General features: G+C 53.9%; 5 protein-coding genes. All 5 read right to left on the bottom strand.

Translation table 11 applies throughout. The annotated features are described in order from the left end of the window. On the bottom strand, positions 1-3,310 hold a 3,310-nt coding region (locus AC23NW_RS28115), incomplete at its 3' end, for an SdrD B-like domain-containing protein (RefSeq protein WP_487453744.1). Continuing rightward, the gene (locus AC23NW_RS28110) at positions 3,255-5,546 is read right to left on the bottom strand and encodes an FG-GAP repeat domain-containing protein (RefSeq protein WP_487453743.1); all 2,292 of its coding nucleotides are present in this window, start codon (positions 5,544-5,546) and stop codon (positions 3,255-3,257) included. The genes AC23NW_RS28115 and AC23NW_RS28110, both read right to left, overlap by 56 nt. A gap of 173 nt (positions 5,547-5,719) precedes the next feature. Next, on the bottom strand, positions 5,720-9,760 hold the full coding sequence (locus tag AC23NW_RS28105; protein WP_487453742.1) for a hybrid sensor histidine kinase/response regulator transcription factor: 4,041 nt from the start codon (positions 9,758-9,760) through the stop codon (positions 5,720-5,722). A gap of 238 nt (positions 9,761-9,998) precedes the next feature. Further along, on the bottom strand, positions 9,999-12,713 hold the full coding sequence (locus tag AC23NW_RS28100; protein WP_487453741.1) for a putative Ig domain-containing protein: 2,715 nt from the start codon (positions 12,711-12,713) through the stop codon (positions 9,999-10,001). 173 nt (positions 12,714-12,886) lie between these two features. After that, on the bottom strand, positions 12,887-15,331 hold the full coding sequence (locus tag AC23NW_RS28095; protein ID WP_487453740.1) for a choice-of-anchor Q domain-containing protein: 2,445 nt from the start codon (positions 15,329-15,331) through the stop codon (positions 12,887-12,889). Between the last annotated feature and the right edge of the window lie 43 nt (positions 15,332-15,374).

Here is a 15,374-nt window from a genome sequence, read left to right as displayed (position 1 = left end):
AACCGCTAAACGTAGAAGAATAGCTACTGGTACCAGCTATAAACCACCCGAAGTCGAAGTTATACACCCCTTCTCCTGCTGCTGCTGTAGTTACAGTCGGTGCGATTACTGTCAGGCTCGGACAGTTGACGGTAATGGCGAATGGCGGCGCCACGTATGAACAACCATATTCATTGGTCACTGTCAGACTCACCGGAAACACGCCCTGTTGTGTCGGTATGCCACCGATTTCTCTGTAATTAGGATAGGTTGTTGATACCACTAAACCCGGAGGCAGACTGCCGAAGCTAAAAGAATAGGTACTTATTCCGGTGATAGACCAGATATAGGCATTGTATACGTTTATCCCTGCCGTCGCTACTGTCGGGGTGTTTACCGTCAGGCTAGGGCAGTTAATGGTCAGTGAATAACTGCTCAGAGCCGAACAGCTGGTCCCCCCAGTCGTCAGTATGGTAATCGCAAAGGTGCCGCTTTGGGTTGGTATGCCGTCTATCTGACCGGCATTACTCAGCGTAAGACCTGCTGGAAGTGTACCCTGGTTCAATGCAACTGTATAGGGTTCTACACCGTTAGTGACCGAAAAGTTCTGCGTAAAGGATACACCGGTTGTACCTGTTTGTATTGCAGGAGCCGTAACGGTAATGGTTGCCGTACTGCTCACCACCGTTGCTGATCCTGCCATTGCTAATGTGCAGCTTCCGGGGGTGGTGGCCAGAACTGTGTATGTTCCGGAAAGCGATTGCGGGCCAAAACTGATTGGTGAACCCGTACCAGGCACTGCCGGACCGCTGTCTGCCCCGTTAAGCCGGAGCTGATAGCTTACCCCGGTTTCGGAACCGGAAAGGGTAATCGTCGGCGAGGCCGTACAAGTGGCCGTGCCGCTGCCGAGTAAAGAGAAACTGAGCGGTGGTCCATCCCCCTGAAATTCGTAGGCACCCATGTCAACCACACCATTCTGATAACGACGGGGATTTCCGGCCAGATCGGTTGTAAAACCTGTCAGGGCTGTAGCCGAACTAAGCCCCGCATTAATGGCCGGGGAACAGGCCGCCAGATCGGTACCGGTCGTACTGCTGAAAGGCGACACATTGGCCGTCAGGTTTCCGGGGCCACTCACATCCACTCCGGTAACACTCACCGATGCAGGTTCAAACAACGAGTACGTCAGCGATATGGACGATAACTGGGTAGTATTTTGGGGGGCGTCGTTATAAAAACTGTGGCTACCCCCATTATTAAACAGGACACAATTCACCAGCGTGGCACTACTACTGTTGTAATAGGTAGCATTATAAATAACACCGCCCTCTGTATTGGCCGTATTATCACGGAAACTACAATTGGTCAGTTGTGGATTACTACTCAATTCACTGAATATAGCCCCGCCGTTCAGGGCGCTGTTAGACGCAAATGTACTATTCACTACCTGCGGGGATCCGCCTGCCCGGTTGAACATAGCCCCGCCGTTACTGGCATAGTTATTCCGGAAAATAACATTGCTGATCGCTGGCTGGCTGTAAAGGTTAAACATACCGCCGCCGCTACCAGCGGTATTAGAGCTGAACACACAGTTGGTAATCACCGGAGTCGTCAGTTCAAGCTGGTCACCTTGTCTGAGCCGGTTCATGACAGCTCCTCCCCAACCAGCGTTATTACGGGTAAAAAGGCAGTTTCGAATCGTCGGGCTTGCCCCATCGTTGTGAATCGCTGCGCCATAGTAATCCGGGCAATTGACCGAATTACCATTCCCACCGGTAATGACAAACCCATCGATGACCGCCGACTGATTCAGGGATAAGCTTTGGGTATTATGAATGACGTGGTAGCTGTTATCGCTGCTGTTGCCCAGCGTGCCAATATCCCCGCTCAGCGTACTGGATGAGGGGTTACCGGTTACAGGATTTACGGCAGGGCGGCCGCTCAGGGCGGTTTCGGAGCCGAGGAAGCCCCCATAGATGGCTACGTTGTTGCGCATCGCAAAACTAATGGTGCGGCTGTTCGGTCCGGTAGTAGTAGTGGGCTTATAGGTACCGGTGGCGACCCAGACCTGTCCGTTACAACCGGCAGCGGCATCGATAGCCGTTTGCAGTGCCGTCCCGGAGTAGGCGTTGCTCCAGCTACTACCATCCCGGCTACCGGCGCCCGCCTGCGTCACATAAATAACCGGATAACAGACTGTGGCATACCCGAAATTTACCGTTGTCAGTGACTGGCCCAATGTCAGGGTCAGGGTTGTAGTGTAGGGCGTTGCAACACCGTCCGGATCATAGGTCGGCTGGGAATTAGCCGGTAAGCCGGCCGTCAGTATTTCGGCCTGATAGGTACCGGGGGGCAGGAAGGAAAATGAATACACACCGGCTGCGTTTGTAACCCCGGTAAATGAGCCATCATCGGGATCGGTAAGGGTGCCGTTGGTGTTGGCATCGTACCGCAGCTGTACCGTTACTCCGGACCGACCCTGCTCGCCGGATGGGGCATTCTGTGAGCCGTTCCGGTCAATGTCGTTGAAAACCAGACCACCTGCCTGCCCCGTACTGCGGAATCCGAAGTCAATGTTATTTCTTGATGCCGTAATAAGAGGCGTAACCGGATTGGTCCCTGAAACGATGCCGTTGTCGAAAGCATCGGTAATGACCCAGCCCTGATTAGCGGGCGGAGTGGCAGAAACCCGGTAGGTACCGGTATCCAGCACGGTCAGACTCCAGATTCCGTCGGCACCGGTTGTCGTGCTGTAGGGGACATCATCGCCTCCGCCTGCACTATTGTCTGGCCCAAACCATAATGCATTTATGACAGTGCCGGGAATGCCGGGTTCGCCCGCGTTCTGAAGGCCATTCCCGTTGATGTCGAAATAAACACGATCGCCGATCGTGAATTGCCCCTTCACCACCACCGAGGTAGTACTACTACATCCGGCGCTGACTCCGGTCACAGAATAGGTACCGGTCGCGCTGACGGAGATTGCCGACGTACTAGCCCCCGTTGACCAGCTATATGAACTTGCTCCGGAAGCCGTCAGCGTAACGCTGTTGCCGCTAACGATGGTCAGCGACGGGGCGGCGGTGACGGTTAATGAGGGAACCGTCAGACTAAATGAAGTAGACGTCTGGCTTACGCATGAACTGGTTAGTACTACGTCATAATTACCCGACTGTGCGGGCTGAACATTAGTCAGGCTGAGGGTTGCCGTAGTCTGTCCCGCCAGGGCCGTACCATTATAAAACCATTGATAGCCGGTAACGGTACCGGTAACACTAACAGACGCCGTAACGGTACTTACTGCCTGCACAAACAACGGATCCGCTGGCAAGCTGCGACGTAATGGGGGTAATCGTATTGTACAGTAGCTGAACATTTTTACCAGAAACCAATGCTATCGCGACATCCTGCTTTGTGTCATTGTTAAAATCATGCGTAACTAATGGACCATAGGTCCCCAGTGTAGGTGCGGAGAATGCGGGGCCAAATGTACCATCCCCTCTATTAATCAGCCAATTCAGCTGATACGTCGAGGGGTTACCAGCTGACAAAATCAGGTCAGGTACCTGATCCCCGTTGATATCACCGGCAGTTATGAAGCCATAGCCCTCACCAATGGAATAGCTGACAACAGGATTCAGGCTACCGGAACCATCATTCAATAACACACCAATGCCGGCAGCGGTAGAAACAGCTACATCGACCTTTCCGTCATGATTAAAATCAGCGGTTACCATAAAGTACGGAGTACTGCCGGTTGAGAAAGTAGTACTGGTCCCAAATCCCCCCATTCCGTTATTGGTATACATGGCGACCACACTCCTGGATTGAACACTAACGATCAGATCAGGGTAGTTATCGCCATTGAAATCACCCATAGCTAACTGCTTTGAGCCCGGGTTGCCGGTATAATTCACCACAGGACTGAATCCTCCTGAACGGTTATTCAGTAAGACCGATAGTCTACCGTTAAAATCACCGTTTGCAACGGCAATATCAGGATAAGTATCCGAATCAAAATCGCCTACGACAACCGACTCGGGTATGTTAAAGCCGGAATAATTAACAGGTGTTGCAAATACGCCACCACCACTGTTCATTAAAACAGACACATACCCCGGATTCCGGTAGGCAGCCGTAACCAGATCCGGCTTCCCATCTTTATTAAAGTCTCCGGCAGCAACCGTATACGGAAGCTCGGAAGCTGAATAGCTTAACGGAGTACCGAATCCGCCAGCAGCGTTATTGAGCAGGATAGTCACATCATTAGTGTTCCGGTTAACTGTTACGATATCCACATACGAATCGCCGTTAAAATCGGCTTTGGCAATTGAATAGGGACCATATCCTACCTCTGCCTGAGAACCGCCTCCAAAGCTGTCGGCAGCATCATGCAGCAATACCGATATACTTTTACCTGCGTAGTTAGCGGTTGCCAGGTCGGGCTTGCCATCCCCGTTGAAATCACCGACCGCCAACGACCTCGGCTCATCTCCGGTGCCGTATTTAGCACTTGTCCCGAAACTGCCCGATCCATTATTGACTAATACCGAAACATTGTTTCCGGAAGCATTCGCCGAAACCAAATCAATCTTTGCATCATTGTTAATATCAACGGCCTTTATTGCGTATGGAAACGCGGCAACAGCCACTAAAGTGCTGGTACCAAAGGTCCCCGAACCCGTATTAAGAAGAATTGATAGGCGGTCACCAGATGCTACGGCCAGATCTAGGTTAGCATCCCCATTCAGATCAGCCACTGCTACTGACTTGGGGCCATCTGCAACCGGATAATTTGTCGCCGTGCCGAACCCGCCCGAACCGTTATTGAGTAAGACAGAAACATTATTGCTTATTTCGTTTGCGGTAACCAGATCCGGGTTTGCATCCCCGTTAACGTCACCAACAGCTACACACTTGGCCGAGGTGCCAACAGGATAAAGCGTTGCGGCTCCGGCTCCCCCTAAGCCATTCCCCAGCCACACTACTGCCAAATTCTGGCTATTGACATTTCGGGCCGTTGCAGCCAGATCAGCCTTATTGTCATTATTAAAATCACCGACCGCCAGACTGGTGTAACCACCCAAGGACGAATGGGTAAATGTTGCTGACAGGCTAAAACTACCCGAACCATTATTTAAATATATCGAAATACCGGAATTGTATTCTAAAACGGCTATATCTGGTTTGGCATCGCCGTTAAAATCACCAACAGCTACAGCTACAGCAGCGGGATTATTACCGGCGATTGAATAGGCGGTAGGAGCCGAAAGACCGCCGGAGGTGCTGCCAAAGTAAACCAGGATGCTGAAATTAGTACCGGCACGATAATGGCAAATGACCAGATCAGACACATTATCGCCGTTAAAGTCACCGGCGGCAAGTGAGTTTGGCTCGTTTAACGCCGGATAGCTGGCAAAAAGTGACGGGGTTAATGAAACGTCAAAACATTGACTGTAGACAGCATGGCTGATAAACAGATTGCCGGTTAGTAACAGGAGTAACCGGCAAAAAAGTCCCCGCCATCGGAGAACAGAAAACGGTCTTCTGTTTGTCAAAATGTACATAGTGCTGATAGTATAAAATAGAGAGACAATTGTCAGGAAAGGTATGGATAATCGGGTTTCCGGTATTAACCCATTTTGGACATTCTTTTGCTCATTTCGGACATCCCCTGTTTTTTTGAAAAAAAAAGGCCCTTTTCAGGGCCTTAAGAACGCTTTTACGTATAAATGGATACTTACATACTGTCTGGTGTCTCGTCGGTATACGCCGATGGCAGCACGCCATATTTTTCCTGAAAACTGCGCGCGAAATACGACAGGCTCTCAAACCCCACGGCAAATGCTACCTCTGAAACGCTCTGCTTTCCCTGCCGGATCAATACTGCCGACTGCTCCAGCCGGCGGTTCCGGATAAACTCTACGGTCGTCTGGCCGGTAAGCATTTTAAGTTTCCGGACCAGCTGCCGCTGGCTCAGGTTGAGCTGGCGGCTCAATTGCTCGACATCAAATGCTGCGTTCCTCATATTATTGTCCACAATTGCCTGCACCTGCTCCAGAAAGTTATTTTCTGTCAGGATCAGCTGCTCACTGACAGGGTCAGACACTGCAACAGGCATTGGTTCGGGGCGTGACCCATAATACTGGGCCAGCCGCTCGCGCTGCCGGATCAGGTTCCTCACCCGCACCCGGATTTCGGTCGCGTCAAAGGGCTTGGTCAGATACTCATCCGCGCCCAGCCCGAAACCTTCTATCCGGTCTTCGACCGTTGCCCTGGCGGTCAGCATCACCACGGGAATATGGCTGGTCGCCACCTGTGTCTTCAGCTGCCGGCAGAAGCCGAAGCCATCCAGCTGCGGCATCATCAGATCGCAGATCACCAGATCGGGCGTTACGTCGGTAGCCTTCTGCAACCCCTGCAACCCGTCTTCTGCCTCCACGATCACATAGTCGCCGGCAAAAACCAAGCGCAGGAAGGACCGGATATCAGCATTGTCGTCAATGATCAGCAGAATTTTTTCAGACGCCGCACCGGCCTGCGCCGTGGTGTCAGACAAGGAGGCCGTCAACTCTGTTAACGCCTCGTCCGGCCGGACCGACATAGCCTCGGGACGTTCATTGTCCCCCGGCGCCGGGGTCATCGGCAACACAACCCGGAACGTGGTCCCCTGCCCTTCTGTACTCGTTACACTAACCGTCCCTTTCAGCACCGTTACCAGCTCCTGGACCAGTGCCAGCCCAATGCCTGTACCTCCGTGTGCCCGGCCCTCTCCGTTTCCGGCCTGGTAAAACCGGTCGAAGATTTTCGGTAGTTGCTCCGCCGGAATCCCGATGCCCGTGTCCGAAACAGTCAGTTCGAGCTGTGAGGTTTCCGGCCGCCAGGCCACCTCCATCTGCACAGTGCCTCCCGGTGGCGTAAACTTAAAGGCGTTCGACAGCAGGTTAGTCAGAATTTTTTCCAGCTTATCCCGATCGGCATAGACCCAGCAGGGGGCCGGATTCCGGTCGAAGTCAAACCGGATCGCCTTACCGGCAGCCAGCGACATGTAGGCTCCGGTGAGCGTCCGGATAAACAAAGCGACATCAACCACAACGGTTTCTACCTGCATGTTGCCGGCTTCCAGTTTACTCAGATCAAGTACCTGATTAATCAGTGCCAGTAAGCGGCGGCCGTTGTGTTCCATCATGGATAATTCGGCCTCCCCGGGTTGTTTATGGCGCCGGTTACTCAACGGGCCCAGAATCAGGGTAAGCGGGGTGCGGAATTCGTGTGAGATATTGGTAAAAAAACGGGTTTTCAACGCATCCAGCCCGGCCAGCCGACCGGCCTCCTGTTGCTCAAACGCGACTTGCTGTTGCAACAAAAGCCGCTGCGTCTGGATACGGTAAGCCTGAAGCACTACGACAGTGATCACGACCAGGTAGAACAGGTACGCCCACCAGGTCCGGTAGAACGGCGGGTGCACCCATACCGACAGCGTCACCGGGGCACTCCAGACATCGCCGTCCGCCGAACCCATCACCTCTAAGGTGTAGTGTCCGTCGGGTAGCTGCGCGTAGTTGGCAAACCGGTTTGTACCGGCCTCTACCCAATTCCTGTCGATGCCTTCGAGCCGATACCGGAACCGGTTCTTACCCACATTGGTATAATCCATCACCGCAAACTCAAACGTCAGCAGGTTCTGATCATGGGCAAGGTGAAGCTCAGTGGTATGGTCAATGGTACCGGCCAATATACCCGAATCATCCCCTGGTTCTACCGGATTGTTGTTAACCTTCAGCCCGGTTATGTTTAGTTTCGGTGGCTGTCTGCGCTGGCCGGTCAGCATCCCCGGCCGGAAAATGGTCAGTCCGTTTACACCGCCAAACAGGAGTTCTCCGGACCGGGTCTTTGCGAAGGACAGGCTATTAAATTCATCATCCTGTAGTCCGTCGGCCTTTGTATAATTCCGGAACTCAACTGTACGCGGATTGAACCGGCTAATCCCTTTGTTGGTACTCAGCCACAGATTTCTGAATTCATCGGTCAGTATGCCGTATACCACCTTATTGGGCAATCCGCGGGCTACGTTGACATGCTCAAACCGGCCGGTCTGCCGGTCCAGACGCTCCAGTCCACCGCCTTTTGTACCGATCCAGAGAAAGCGGCCGGGCTGATACGGATCAGCGGCCAGGCAAAGAATAAAGTCATTGCTCAGGCTTTGCCGGTCCGTAACGGAATTTCTGAATATTGAAAAAACGGGCCGCTGCAACGGGTGCTGTACTTTTACCAGCCCTTTCTGCGTACCTATCCAGAATACGCTGTCAGCTTCCGAAACAAAGGCAAATGCCTCAACATCTCCCCCGCTTTGCTGCAATAAATGCTGGTAACGGTGTATCGTAAACTGTTCTGTCCGGCGGTTGAAGCAGAGTAAATTACCGTTGGTCGCCGCAAACCACAGATTCCCGTTCCGGTCTTCATACGTCTGGTTACCGGTAAAGCCAAAATATACGCCTTGGGGCAGCGGATATTTTTTAAGCAGCTTCCATTGAGGTGAAAACCAGAACAACCGGTTTTCATGCGTTTCAAAGTTTACGTTTGACACCCAGAATGATCCGTCCCGGCTCTGAATCAAGTTGCGCTGCCGCTGATCGGCAGGGGGCATCCGGGCGTCCAGAAAAGAGACCAGCTTATCCTGCTGAAACGCTATCTGCCCATAGGCGTACAGTACCCTCGCATAGGTCCGGCCCTGCCCGTCTACATACAGATTCCCCAGCGATTTGCCGGATAATACATTCTGAAACTGCTTAACTGCCGGATTGAACTTCCGCAGTCCGTAACCGGCGGTACCGATCCAGATATTCCCGGCCTGATCTTTCAGTGCTTTGGTTATCTGAAAAACCTGTGGCGGCAGCGAGGCATACACATCCTGTTTGGTCAGGCTATCCCGTGTGAACAGGTCACCGGCCGAAAGCAGCCAGAGGTTCCCCCCTTTTGTAATGGCCAGCCTCGTCTCATCAAACGTGTCGATCTTGACATCCGGCGCTTCTCCCTGACGGGGAAACCGGATTACTTTCTTTACCCCCTTATGCCAGCCGATCAGCTGATTCTCCGTACTGACAAATAAATAGTCGTTCCGGTAGTCTTTATACAGATCAATAACGACCGGTTTAGTGCCGTCAAGCAGGTTCAGGTTTTTTAATCCGGCAGGGTGTTTCCAGTTAAACGTGTACACATTATCCTGCATCCCCGTTATCGCCTGCCCGTCAGCACCAAATGCAAATGAATAATTAACGTTGTTGGGCTCCTCATTGGCAATCTGAACAGCTATGCAGCACACCTGATCCGTAAAGTCGGAGCGTTCGGGAAACCCCTGGCGCAAGGTTTCGGGCAATACGATTTTAAACGGTCGTCCAACGCTTGTCCCTACCCAGATATTCCCCTCCGGATCCTCGGCCAGCAACCGGATATCATAATTCCCTGCTGTTGCCTTTCCCTTGTTACGAATTAGTATATGGTAAAACCGGCCATTCCGGTCGTCATACAGATTAAGTCCGTTGGCCTGTGTACCAACCCAAAGCCTTCCTTTCCGGTCAACAAGTAATGCGGAGCAGGCATCGTCGGAAATACTGAATTCGTTATACGGGTCGTGGGTGAATACCTTAAAATTATAGCCGTCGTAGCGGTTAAGTCCATCTTTTGTTGCCACCCAGATAAATCCTTTCCGATCCTGCTTACAATCGAAAATCATTCCCTGCGACAGCCCGTCAGAAATGGTTAACTCTTGCCAGCCCTTCACAAGTGGTAACTGCTGAGCGTGCACTAAGTACGGTAATAACAATAAAAGGTAAACTAAACGCATCATATTTGCTCTTTCCAGAGCAAAATAAGGCATTTTCAGTTACTTCGATGTAAGGGGAGTGACAAATCGCCCACTGGCTTCATATATGCACATGAGCAAGCTGTTCATCTCCGTCACTCCCTTTGTAGCTTATATTTACAAATCAGGTAATACCGGCTTTTGGATCGCCATCCATTTACGGACAGTTCCGGTTAACCGTCACCGTCCGGGTCACGGGTGCGCTGGTGCCGCATTCGGTCGTGTAGGTAGCTGTCAGCTTGTAGACCCCGGAACGGGTGATACCGGCCGCGAGGACCGGGTGCTTCCCCCCACTTCGGTAGGCATTGCTGAATACATAGCCTCCTCCCTCGCCGGGACCTGTTACCAAAAACAAACTGCCCGTTGCCTGACCGGTAATCTGTACCGGACAACCGCTTTCATCCGCCGACAGACTTAGTATTCCCGCATCAGGAGGCAGCAGTACACCGTTACCAATGACGACACTGCCGCTGGCGGTTGCGCTGCAGCTACCTACCGTGCAGGTCGCCGTCAGGACAGACGTACTGCTACCGGCGGTCAGTGGTAAGGAATTACCCGATGCGCCGGTCGACCAGATCACCTGTCCGCTACAACCATTGGCCAGCAGGCTGAATCGCTGCCCCACGCAGACGGTCGCTGAACTGATGGTAAACGGCAGCGACAAATCCTGACTGATGCTGAAACTGTTACTGATCGCCGTACAGCCGTTGGCGCCCGTTGCCGTTACGGAGTAGCCCCCCACCGTACTTACGCTGATCGCTGCCGTTGTTTCGCCCGTTGACCAGTGCAGGGCCGTGGCCGTCGTCTCGGCCGTCAGTTGCAAGGCAGGGTTGGCGCAGGTCAGTACACTGCCGGCGGCGCTTATACTGACGACCGGCAGACTCCAGTCGGCGGTAACGGTATGGGACGTGACGGACTGGCAACCTCTGGCGTCGGTGGCCGTCACGGAATAGACGCCGGTCTGGCTAACGGGCAAGCTCTGGCTCGTAGTGCCGCCGCTGCTCCATACAAGGGCCGTGGCCGTCGTCTGGGCCGTCAGCGTCAGGCTGGGGTTGGCGCAGGTGAGCGGTCCGGCGGTGGGGTTGCCCGTGATGGTTACCGAAGGTTGGGCATTGACCGATACGCTGATGGTACTGCTACCGGCGGGGGCGCTGCCCGAACCAGCCACCGTTACGGTCAGTGTGTATAGTCCGGAGGCCTGCTGAGTCGCCGTTCCGGTGATGGCTGAGGTATTGGTATTGGCGGGCAGGCTGATGCCGGCCGGTGCTGTCCACGTATAGCTGTAAGGCAAGGTGCCGCCGGTGGCCTGTACGGAAAAGGAAAGCGGACGACCGGCACAGACCACCGAGTTAGAGACCGTGGGGCTGGCCGAAATCGTTGCCAGTTTGATGAGGAAATAGCTTGTCGGTAATGACAACGGAGTCGATGACCATGCGATGGTCGTATTATTTGTAAAGCCATGTACATATATATTTCCGGTCTGGTCCATTCCCAGTGCATTGACAAAGCTGCCTGGGCTGGAAATGCCCCTTGCCCACAATGCATTACCGGCGTTGTCGAACTTAGCGATCAGCCCGTCTGTATCCGCATTTCCCGCAATCAAAGTAGTTGCTGAAGGGCCGGAACCGACTACGGTTGTAGCCGAATACCGACCGGCAACAAACACGTCTCCGGCTTTATCAACCAATACCGCCAATCCCGCATCCTGAGCATCAGAGTCACCGCCAATAGCTTTGGCCCATTGTACACTGCCTGCATCGTTTAGTTTCAGCAGGAATAAATCCTGATCTCCGGCGCTGATGAGTGTCGTTGCTGTGGGGCCTGTACCAATAATGGCTGATACGGTAAGTAATCCCGTTACATATACATTGTGTAAAGCGTCCGTAGTCAGGCCCACTGTTGACGCCCGGCCGGATTGCAGGTGACAGGCCCACTTCAGTGACCCGTCGGGGTTAAATTTAGCGGCAAACCCGCCTCCGGTAAGCGTAAGTGCCCCCGGGCCGGGATCAAGGTCAATCGACGTGGAAATGCTGCCTCCCAGGTAGACAGCACCGGATGCATCGGTCTCGAGTGCATTGCCAAAGCCGCGCCCTAACACGTAAGCCCATTCCATGACCCCTGCGGCATTGATCCGCGCAATGAAAATATCCCTGCCGTCTGCCGTAAGGGAGGTAGATGTCAGCGCCGGACTAAAGCTGATGGTGCCTACGAAGCTGCCTGTGACAAACACCTCTCCCGAGGGACCGAGTGCTATTCTGCCGGGAAGCGCAAGGGTGCTACCGGTAATCAGGTTGGCCCAGATCAGTTCTCCGTTTCCGTTGAGTTTGACAACATAGCCGCTCGTGAATAATTCGGGGGATGTGAGCGTCGTGGAGGCAGGCCCCGAACCGAGTACCAGCGATCCACGGAAGATGCCGGTCATAAACAGGTTACCGGCCGGATCTACACGGATCGCGTCGCCGCTACTGGTACTAGTGCTCGCAAACGTTTTGGCCCAAACCAGGTTACCTGTGGCATCCGTTTTGGTGATAAAGATAGCACGGCTGGCCTGACCTGCCGATAGGGTAAGGGCATTGGGGCCATTGGTCAGCGCGAGCGTGCCTGAAAAGTAACCGGTGGTAAAGGTGTTGCCCGAGGCATCGACCGTTATGTCATTACCAACTAACTGCGCGCTGGTTGTATTCAGCCAGTCGACAGACTGAGCCGCCAGCGGATAGCCGGCAATCAGCAATAAAAGGGCCAGCACAGAAGCGCCGCATTGGCGGAAACGATTGCTGAGTGACGAGGTCGTCCCACCAGCGAACAGGACCTCAAAAAAAGATTGAATGTTACAGCCGTTGCCGGCAGGAAAAGGGTATCTCGTGTTATGCATAAGATTAGCCGTAAACGCTGATGTTTACCTACATAAATATCAGCAAAGGAAGCGCTATGGTGTTAGCTCATTTCAGACATTCTTTTGCTCATTTTGGACATGACCCTGTTTTTTGGCAAAAAAGCCCCTGAACTGAGGCCTTTTTTGCCAAAAAACGTGTTTCGTTCCGGCTGTTACGGACAGTTTCGGTTAACCGTCACCGTCCGGGTCACGGGTGCGCTGGTGCCGCAAGTGTTGGTGTAGGTGGCTGTCAGCGTGTAGGTGCCCGCCTGCTTCACATTCAGTCCGACAGCCTCATGCGTTGTTCCCTCGCGGTGAACTGTGCTGAAGACATAGTCCTTTGGACCGGTCATGGTGAATGAACTGGCCACGCCACGGCCTGTCAGCCTTACCGGACAAGCTGATTCATCGGCGGTGAAGCTCAGGATCTGCGCCGGCGGGGGCTGGATGCCGCCCACTACTGCCTGACCACTGGCCGTGGTCGAACAGACGCCCGTTGTGCAGGTCGCCGTCAGCAGGCTGGTGCTGCTGCCCGCTGTCAGGCTGATCTTGGCCGTTGTGGCACCGGTTGACCACAGGATTTGCCCGCTACAGCCGCTGGCGGTGAGGTTCACCGACTGACCCGGGCACACCGTAACGGAAGAAACGGTAAACGGCGACAGGCTGAAATTCTCCGTCACCGGCAGGTTATTGCTGACCGCCGAACAACCGTTGACGCCGGTTGCAGTGACCGAATAGCCCCCCGTCTGACTCACGCTGATCGTGGTGGTGGTCTGGCCGGTAGACCACCGCAGGGCGGTGGCTGATGCCGTGGCCGTCAACGTCAGCTGCGGTTGCGTACAGGACAGTGTGGTGCTGATTGCCGAAATACTGACCGTCGGGCTGGCAATATCCCGTGCGATGGTCAGACTGTTGCTGACGGCCGTGCAGCCGTTGGCACCGGTCACCGTGATGGAGTAAACACCCGTCTGGCTGACCGGCAGGGTCTGGCCCGTGCTGCCTCCCCCGCTCCAGGCAAAGGCCGTAGCGGACGTCTGGGCCGTTAAGGTCAGGCTTGGGTTGGTACAGGAAAGCGTGGCTGACGGGGCAGCCGTAACCGTCACCGACGGCAGGGCATTCACCGACAGGCTGAAGGCCGTTGAGGTCACCGACGGACAATCGCCGGAAATGATCACTGAATAACTACCCGCATCCGTTGTCTGAACGTTGGTCAACGTAAGGCTGGCGGTGGTGGCCGAGGCGATACCGGTCAGGGCAGTGCCCGACCGGTACCACCGGTAAGCGGTTGCTGACCCCGTTACGCTGACACTCATCACGACCGTAGTTCCGGCACAGACAACTGAACCGGCAACGGGTTGTTGCACAATCTGAAGCGGTACTCCGTTCGGGTTTTGATACTCGACAGCTCCCATGTCAATACGGGTACCGGTAATGCGAGGGGAGCCGGTCAGATCGACCGTCCCGACGGTGAGCGTTGTGGTGTTGGGGTTGCCCGCATTGATGGCCGGTGAGCACGGTGCCAATGCAACCGATGTTGCCGATACAAACGGCGACGTGGTAGCGGTGAGGTTGCCAGGACCGGTGATGTTTACGTTGGTTGGGTTATCAAACAGCGAGTAGGTAGCCGAAGCGCCGGTAGCCTTGTTATTGTAAAACGGGACACTACCATTGTTGACTAGTATGCAGTTGATCAATACCGGATCCGAATAGCCGGCAACATCCACTTTGTTGTACATCGCCCCGCCCCGGGTAGCTGAATTATTTTGCACCGAGCAGTTGGTTAGTACCGGAGATGATGATCCCATATCGCCATTGTTGTAGATTGCTCCGCCTTCGGTAGCTGAATTGCTTTGCAGTGAGCAGTTGGTCAGTATCGGAGAAGATGATGATCCCATATCGCCGTTGTTGAAGATTGCTCCACCCTGGTTAGCCGAATTACGTTGCAGCGAGCAGTTGGTCAGCACCGGACTCGCTTGAATTCCAAATGTACCGAAATTGTAGATTGCCCCGCCCCCGTACGAGGCAGTATTGCCCACAAACGAACAGTTACGGAAAGACGGGTTACACACAAATTGTATACTGCTGCCGTTATTATAGACACCTCCGCCGGACAGGGTTTCATTGGTTTGTCCGTTTGCATTGCCGCCGGTGATGACAAAGCCATCAAGCACAGCACTGTTCGTCAGACCCGGCCAGTTGTGAATGACATGATAGCTGTTATCACCGTTATTGCTGAAATCGGGACCATCGTCGCCATTTAAGTCACCGGACAGGATGGTTGGGTAGCTGGCCGGGTTTCGCTCCGCCATCGTGGGGGTGCCGGTTGCCGGAAAGCCACCCAGAATACTCACTCCGTTCTTCATCGAAAAGCTGATGTCGCGGGCGCTCGTGGAGGTGGGCTTATACACGCCTTGCGCCACCCAGACCTGATCGCCGGGCTGGCTGGCTTCAATCGCTCCCTGCAAATCGGTGGTGCTGGTGGCCCAGCTGGTAGTGGCCGAAGCGGCCGGTGTGATGCCCGTCGTGGAAACGTAGCGGGTCGTCTGGCTAAAGGCTCGGTGCGTGAGCAGCAGGCAGCACAGCAGGCCGATGGCCCGGATCTGTATTCTTACATTCATATGGATTGTTGGTGGTCGGTAGAACCAGTAGATTGAATTTACT

Source organism: Arsenicibacter sp. R0_47 (assembly GCF_057652235.1).
This window is presented reverse-complemented; position numbering and strand designations above follow the sequence as displayed.

What these genes read in the sequence shown, in the direction of transcription:
- AC23NW_RS28095 (WP_487453740.1), bottom strand. Translation starts at nt 15,331, where the DNA reads ATGAATGTAAGAATACAGATCCGGGCCATCGGCCTGCTGTGCTGCCTG.
- AC23NW_RS28110 (WP_487453743.1), bottom strand. Translation starts at nt 5,546, where the DNA reads ATGTACATTTTGACAAACAGAAGACCGTTTTCTGTTCTCCGATGGCGG.
- AC23NW_RS28100 (WP_487453741.1), bottom strand. Translation starts at nt 12,713, where the DNA reads ATGCATAACACGAGATACCCTTTTCCTGCCGGCAACGGCTGTAACATT.